Source organism: Aeromonas sp. R3-1, assembly GCF_040908345.1.
Lineage (GTDB): Bacteria > Pseudomonadota > Gammaproteobacteria > Enterobacterales > Aeromonadaceae > Aeromonas > Aeromonas veronii.
This window is the reverse complement of record NZ_JBFODN010000243.1, coordinates 1-6,946: the sequence shown is the minus strand read 5'-3', so window position 1 is coordinate 6,946 and position 6,946 is coordinate 1. Positions and strand designations below refer to the sequence as shown.

Sequence of the window (6,946 nt, the reverse complement as noted above, 5' to 3'; positions counted from 1 at the left end):
GTCAAGGCGAACGGGTGGTCGGTGCGTATCACATCCAGCACGTAAACGGGTATCACCATCGGTTGAAAGAGTGGATGGAGCGGTTCCATGGCGTGACGACGCACTACCTGAAGAACTACTTGGGTTGGCGCCGGATGCTGGAGCGTTACGGAAAAGGCGTAAATATCAAAACATGTTTGCATGAGGCGCTGGGGCGCCCCATGCAACACGTAATTGGGACATAGCCATAAAAAAGGATGGCGTGACGCCATCCTTTTTCGTCGTACTTGTGCTCTGGCAGTAGACAGCCGAGCAATCGCCCTTGGCTTAGGCCTTTTTCAGGTAGGCGGCAACCAGTACGATCTGCACGCCGTTGACTTTGCCTTCGATATGAAGCGGGTTGTTGGTCAGACGGATGCCCTTGACCAGGGTGCCGCGCTTGGCGGTGAAACCGGCGCCTTTCACGTCCAGATCCTTGATCAGGGTGACGGAGTCGCCCTCTTGCAGCACGGCGCCGTTGGAGTCAACGGTCGGTACGCTGTCGTCATCTTCGTCAGCAATACCAGCTTCAGCCCAGGCCTTGGCTTCGTCTTCCATGTACATCATGTCCAGCAGATCCTGAGCCCACACTTCACCCTTGCCGGAGAGTGCTTTCAGCTGGCGCCATGCCATCACCTGCACCGCAGGCACCTGGCTCCACATGCTGTCGCTCAGACAACGCCAGTGGTTGACCACCAGGGTATCCGGTTGTTCCAGCTGACCACGGCAGGTGTCACAGATAGCAACGCTGTGATCATCGTCGCTGGCGGGGGAGTGAGGCACCACGAAGGCGGTCAGCGCCTGCTCGGCGCTGCACAGTTCACACTTGGCGCCCGCGCGCGCTTGCAGAATGGCGTTGATGGTCATGTTGTTGGTCCCATAGCTAGTGGTAAAGCGACCCGCGTTGGGCGGGGCGCGTGAAAGAGGGGGCGGAATATAGCATAAAACCCCGCACTTTGTCAGGTCTGCCCTGGCTCACAGGGTTGGCCGTGCTGTTGCGCGGAGCTGATCGTCAGGTATTGAGAGTGCAATTTGAAGCGGGATCGCTAGAATGAGCCTCCTTTTTGACTGCAAGGCAGGGGCATTCGTGCTGGCTCAACGTTTTCAACAACTGGATCGACTGCTCACCCGCTACCGGCGCTGGTGGCAATATCAGCCATATCATCATCTGACCATGGCCTTTGCCGATGAGGCGCCCGAACTGGCGGCGTTGCTCAATGGGCTGACGCTCGGCCAGTTGGCGGAGCTCGATGCGGATATGGATGCACTCAGCACGCTGCTTGCCCCCTGGATTGCCGAGGGAGCCGAGCTGCAGCAACTCAGTCAGCTTGTCCCTTTTGCCCCAGAGCCCATCACCTGCAGCAAGGAGATGGCGCGGCATATGCCGGGGCGCAAGCAGGCCCAGATCGAGTCGTTCACCGCCTGTCTGCCTGCCCATCAGGGCCCCTATCTGGAGTGGTGTGCCGGCAAGGGCCACCTTGGGCGGCTGGTATCAATTCATCGGCAGGCTCCGATCCTCAGTCTGGAGTTGCAAGGGCAGCTTTGTGACGAAGGTCGGCTGCTGGCCGAGCGGGATGGCGCCAATATGACCTTTACCTGCGCCGATGCTTTTGCCCGCGAGTCGGCGGCGCTGATCGCCCCCGAACATCACGCTATGGCACTCCATGCCTGCGGCGAGCTGCACACCCATCTGCTGGAGCGGGTGGCCGAGCGCAGTGCCAGCGGAGTGACCATCTCTCCCTGTTGTTACCACCTGATCCGTACCAGCCACTATCGCCCGCTGTCAGCTGCGGCCAGCGCCAGCGAGCTGGTGTTGAGCAAGGCGGATCTCAAGTTGCCGCTACAGGAGACGGTGACTGGCGGTGCGCGGATCGCCCGCCTGCGCGAGCAGGAAGTGGTGTGGCGGCTCGGGTTTGACTGCCTGCAGCGTCAGGTGCGCGGTGTGGATGAGTATCTGCCGGTGCCCAATATGCAAAAGAGCCTGCTGACCGGCACCTTCGAGGCATTCTGCGTTTGGGCTTCCGAGCGCAAAGGGATTGTGCTGCCCGCCGGGCTCGACTACCCCGCCTGGTTGGAACACGGGGAGCGCCGCTTTGGTGATGTCGCTCGCATGGAGCTGGTGCGTCATTTGTTTCGCCGTCCCCTCGAGATCTGGCTGGCGCTGGATCGCGCGCTCTTTTTGCAAGAGCAGGGCTATCGGGTCGAAGTGGGGGAGTTCTGTGCCAAACCCATGACCCCGCGCAATATCCTGATCCGTGCCGTGCGTGCCTGACATACGGCTATTTTGAGCATTTTTCTTGAACATTGATGATGGCTGACAGATTGAGCCTGTCAGCCATTTTTTTCATCACGAACAATGACCGTATGGCTGGTCACCTGGCCGTCTCAACTGTTCTAAAAATGGGCGACGGATCACGCTCTGGTGTTTTCGTTTGGGTTCCTTTTCTTTGTTTCAGCTGCACTGAACATCACAAGGTGAAATGGCTCACAAATTCTGCTTATTTCTTAATTCTCATCGTGAATTTAGTTGTTGAAACACCTACTCTTGGAACGCATTAATTCAAACAAGGACGATAAACATGTTCAAACCCAAGCGTTGTGCCTGGCTGATCGCTGCCACCTGCGCATTGCCAAGCTATGCCGCAATGAGTGCAGCCATGAATATTCAACCCGATCCGCAAAATGCGGGAGGATATGTGATTGCGGCCCCGGATCTGACCGCCATGGAAAAAGCCAAGACGGCTAATCCCATGTATGCAATATGGGCCAAGGCATTGGCGACCCGGTCAAATAAAATCGTTGATGCCATTGAACCAGGTCTGGCAAGCAATCCTGACAACGTAAAACGGGTTGAACGGGTATTTCCCCAATCTGAATGGGAATATTTAACCCAGATGGCAGCGCCGGAATATACTTATGTCCGCTTCTTGCGAGCCATCGGTAAATTCCCTGCGTTCTGTGGCGAATATACCGACGGTCGCGACTCTGATGCGATCTGTAAAAAATCCATTGTGACGGCCTTTGCCCACTTCTCTCAGGAGACCGGTGGCCATATTGCCAAGGAGAACGTCTCCGATAACCCTCTGGGGTTGGAGGAGTGGCAGCAGGCGCTGGTGCATGTGCGGGAGATGGGCTGGTCAGAGGGACAGACCGGCTACACCACAGGCTGCGGCCAGAACGACTGGCAGAACAAGAAGTGGCCATGCAGCACGGGTCAGGGGTACTTCGGCCGCGGCGCCAAGCAGCTTTCTTACCACTTCAACTACGGTGCCTTCTCCGAGGCGATGTTCGATGGCGATGCCTCCGTGCTGCTCAACAACCCGGGGCTGGTGGCGGACTCCTGGCTCAACCTCGCTTCTGCCATCTGGTTTTTCCTCACCCCGCAGGCCCCGAAACCGGCCATGCTGCACGTGATTGATCGTACCTGGGCACCCTCCAAACGGGAAGTTGACGCCGGTATCGGCTATGGCTTCGGTACCACCATCAACGTCATCAACGGCGGCATCGAGTGTGGCGAGCAGAACAAGGACAAGGGGCAGCCGGTCAATCGCATCCGCTATTGGGAAGGGCTGGCCAACCACTACCAGATCCCGATAAAGGCGGATGAGAAGAACACCTGCTGGCAGCAGACTCCCTATGGCAGCCTCAATCTTAACGGCGCTACCGACGTGCTCTACACCAACTGGGATGGCAACTGGAAATACTATCCGGATCGCCCGGGCGGTTACTCCTTCGAGTGCGAGCTGGTGGGCTTTCAGACCGCTTATTCTGCGCTGGTGCCGGGTGATTACGAGAAGTGCGTGACCAACTTCTACGGTTCCCACGCCAACTGGCCGAAAGTGCGGATCGTCGCCAAGCTCGATCCCACCCCGGTCGATCCGGTTGATCCGCCGGTTGATGGTCAGCCTGCCTGGGATGCCAGCAAGGTCTATACCGCTGGCAGCAAGGTGAGCTACAAGGGCGCCGTCTATCAGGCCAAATGGTGGACCCAGGGGGATGATCCCGCCAAAGGTGGCCCCTGGGCGTTGGTGACGAACCAATAAAGAGACAGTCCATCCATTGATAAGGAGAGGGGGCTTAGCCCCCTTTTAATATATTTTTTGCGCTGGGGGATAATATGTGGCAGAGATTAAAAAGAGATCCATCTCTCTGGAGGGGGAGCTGTATTTTTTTTGCCAGCTTTTATTTCCCGCTTAAAGTGATGTAAACAGCTCACATCAAATTTATTGATGGCTGGGTTTAATGTTTTAACCTTGCTGCTAAGCAATATTAAAAAGCGTTGAGTGATGTTTTGCTAAACGATGGGTTCGCAGAGCACACCCATGACGCTATCCTTCTCGTATTTATGATGAGGGTGTTTATTTTTCCCATCTATCAATTCATGGTATCACCTTGGTGACATTTATTTCACAGAGAGAAAAAATGAACATATTGGATGTAAAAGTCATGTGTATCTATTCGTTTACGGATGAGAGTATGTAGTTCGGCGGATGTTTTTTACTGCGAGCGAGGTAATCTTGCTCGATTTAAAATAATAGTTAAGGTGCGCAGATGAATGGGGATTGTCGTCTCGTTATCCGAATGGGAAGTCGTATGCGGTTTAATCACCAAGCAGATAGCAGGAAAGAGGAGTGCACCATGGAACTGGTGGTGATCCGCCATGGCGAGACGCAAGCCAATGCGGAAGGACGGTATCAGGGTGCACTGGATATCGGGCTTAATGAGAGTGGCCAGAGGCACATTGCCCGATTGGCTGACGAGGTAGCGGCCACTCAGGCTCCGTTCGATCGGCTGCTGGCGTCCCCCCTGCTGCGAACAAGGGAGAGCGCTGCCATCTTGTCTCGCCAGTTGGGATTGTCAGTGGAGCTTGTGCCTGCCTTTCGTGAGCGGGATGTCGGCCTGTTTGAAGGGCTGGCACAGGTAGAGGCGAGAACACGCTATCCCGAACTGTGGGCGCGCAATATCACCCGGCGCTGGGCTGAAGCTCCTCCCGGTGGTGAAACCATTGATGAGGTGATTGCCCGGGTCTCGCAGGGACTCACGGAACTTGCTTCGATCATGCAAGGGGAGCGGATACTGCTGGTGGCGCATGGTGTAGTCGCCAAGGTGATCCGCGCCGTATCGATTGCCGGATTTGATGACTTCTTCGAGTGGCAATTGCCCAACGGCGGCATGCTGTCGGTGAGGCTCTCTCTGGCTGATGGTAGCCCACTGCGCTTTAGCCGTCCTCTTGATGGTGGTGATTGAAACGTGCACCAAAGGTAGAACGAAAAAAACAGCGCTACCGAAGAGAGTCGCGCTGTCTTTTGTATTCGTTGCGGTTGGTTATCTCTGCAGGCACAGGTTAGCTGTGTCACCAGAGGGTAGGGGCGTGCGCCATCAGGTCGGTTCCGGCTCCTCTTTGCGGCAGCAGTTGCGCCCCTGTTTCTTGGCCAGATACAGGGCGGTGTCGGCTCGTCTAACCATCTTCTCTACAGTGTCATGGCTGCCCTTGCTGGCGCTGATCCCGATACTGATGGTGAGGGAGATCTCAAGAGCCCCCTCCAGTGCATGGTGCTGGGATTCGATGGTGAGCCTGATCCGCTCGGCGCTGGCCCAAGCGAGCTCGAGGGAGGTTTCCGGTAGCAGTACGATAAACTCTTCGCCACCCCAGCGACCCAGCATGTCCACCTCACGCAGCTGTTTGCTGATCCGTTTCACCAGACTCAGGATCGCCAGATCTCCCTGTTGATGGCCAAAGGTGTCGTTGACTTCCTTGAAGTGGTCGATATCGATCAGCAGCAGGCTCATGGTATGGCCGAAACGCTGGCAGCGCTGCATCTCGGCGTTGACCAGCTCGTTGAAGCGGCGCCGGTTGGCAATGCCGGTGAGGGGATCCGTGGTAGCCGCGACCTTCAACTCCTCCACCAGTCGGGCTCGCTCCGAGATATCCCGCAAGATGGCGGTCATCTCGGTGGTCGGGCCCAAATTGATCTTGGCGATGGTCACCTCCAGCGGAAATTCGCTGCCGTCGCGGCGTAGCCCCATCACCGAGGCGCGGGCATGCATCGGGCGCGAATTGACGGGGGAGCTGCTGAAGGCTTTGAAATAGGTCTCGTGATTGGCGCGAAAACGCTGCGGCAGCAGGGTTTCCAGCCGCTTGCCGAGATAACTCTCGTCGATCCCGAACATCTCGCAGGCGGCGGTATTGATAAGCTCGATGCGTGACTCGCTGCTGACACTGATGATGCCGTCATAGGCGGAGTTGACCACCGCTTCGAAGCGACGGCGACTGGTGGTGAGCGCCTCTTCCAGCTGCTTTTTGGCAGTGATATCGATGGCGGTCACGATGATCCGGTTGATCCGTGCCTGCTCGGGGATGATGGGGGAGAGAATAAAGCGCCACCAACTGGTGCGCGACAGGCTGTCGATGGGCAGCTCGCTCTCGAGCCCGGTCTGCATGCGCACACATTCGTGCATTGGCGGCTCGATGGTATTGGTGATGTAGCGGGGAAACATCTCGCTCAGCTGTTTGCCAATGCTGCCAAGGACATCCAGCTCGAACGCCTTGGCAAAGGTATCGTTGGCAGAGACCAGCACAAAGTGATCATCCTTGTCGAGGCTGAACACCGCCACGGCAGCGCCGATGGCGTCGAGAGATGACTTTATGTCGGCATGGGAACCCTGTGTAAACATGCGACCTCCACGGCGAATAACGTATTGATATTCAGTATAGTGTGGTCGTTTGGCTAACTACTCTTCGATATCCAGCAACACCAGAATGGCGCTGTCGCCACCCCATTCGCGGGGGGCCTGATGGAAGGCGCGCACATTGGGGTGCTGGGCCAGCCAGCTGGGAATGCGCTGCTTGAGAATATGTTTGCCGATGCCGTGCATCACCGAGGCGACGTGAATGTTCTCTTTTTGGCAGAGGGTGAGCAGGGCCGCC

Annotated in this window: 6 protein-coding genes and 1 pseudogene; 4 read left to right on the top strand and 3 right to left on the bottom strand. The window is 56.8% G+C overall.

The genetic code is table 11. The annotated features are described in order from the left end of the window. Positions 1–224 (top strand): annotated as a pseudogene (locus AB5Y85_RS16415) (IS1595 family transposase); the annotation flags it as partial. Between the two features lie 82 nt (positions 225–306). Here AB5Y85_RS16415 and AB5Y85_RS16410 read toward each other — a convergent pair. Further along, complete coding sequence (locus AB5Y85_RS16410; protein WP_005333203.1) at positions 307–885, bottom strand: alkylphosphonate utilization protein; 579 nt, start codon at positions 883–885, stop codon at positions 307–309. A gap of 184 nt (positions 886–1,069) precedes the next feature. Between AB5Y85_RS16410 and AB5Y85_RS16405 the strand changes: the two genes are divergently transcribed. The 3 genes from AB5Y85_RS16405 to AB5Y85_RS16395 all read left to right on the top strand — a co-directional run bounded on the left by AB5Y85_RS16405 (position 1,070) and on the right by AB5Y85_RS16395 (position 5,265). Further along, positions 1,070–2,290, top strand: coding sequence for an SAM-dependent methyltransferase (locus AB5Y85_RS16405; RefSeq protein ID WP_257688116.1), 1,221 nt, complete (start codon positions 1,070–1,072; stop codon positions 2,288–2,290). A 307-nt stretch (positions 2,291–2,597) separates the two neighbouring features. Continuing rightward, complete coding sequence (locus tag AB5Y85_RS16400) at positions 2,598–4,061, top strand: chitinase (RefSeq protein WP_257688117.1); 1,464 nt, start codon at positions 2,598–2,600, stop codon at positions 4,059–4,061. A 595-nt stretch (positions 4,062–4,656) separates the two neighbouring features. Then, a complete protein-coding gene (locus AB5Y85_RS16395; RefSeq protein WP_257688118.1) occupies positions 4,657–5,265 on the top strand; it encodes a histidine phosphatase family protein in 609 nt (202 codons plus the stop codon). 132 nt (positions 5,266–5,397) lie between these two features. Here AB5Y85_RS16395 and AB5Y85_RS16390 read toward each other — a convergent pair whose 3' ends face one another. Together AB5Y85_RS16390 and AB5Y85_RS16385 are read right to left on the bottom strand one after the other, a co-directional pair. Next, positions 5,398–6,693, bottom strand: a complete 1,296-nt coding sequence (locus AB5Y85_RS16390) for a sensor domain-containing diguanylate cyclase (protein WP_257688119.1) — start codon at positions 6,691–6,693, stop codon at positions 5,398–5,400. Positions 6,694–6,750: 57 nt separating this feature from the next. After that, the coding region (locus AB5Y85_RS16385; RefSeq protein WP_368221808.1) for a Smr/MutS family protein at positions 6,751–6,946 on the bottom strand (196 nt) is incomplete at its 5' end.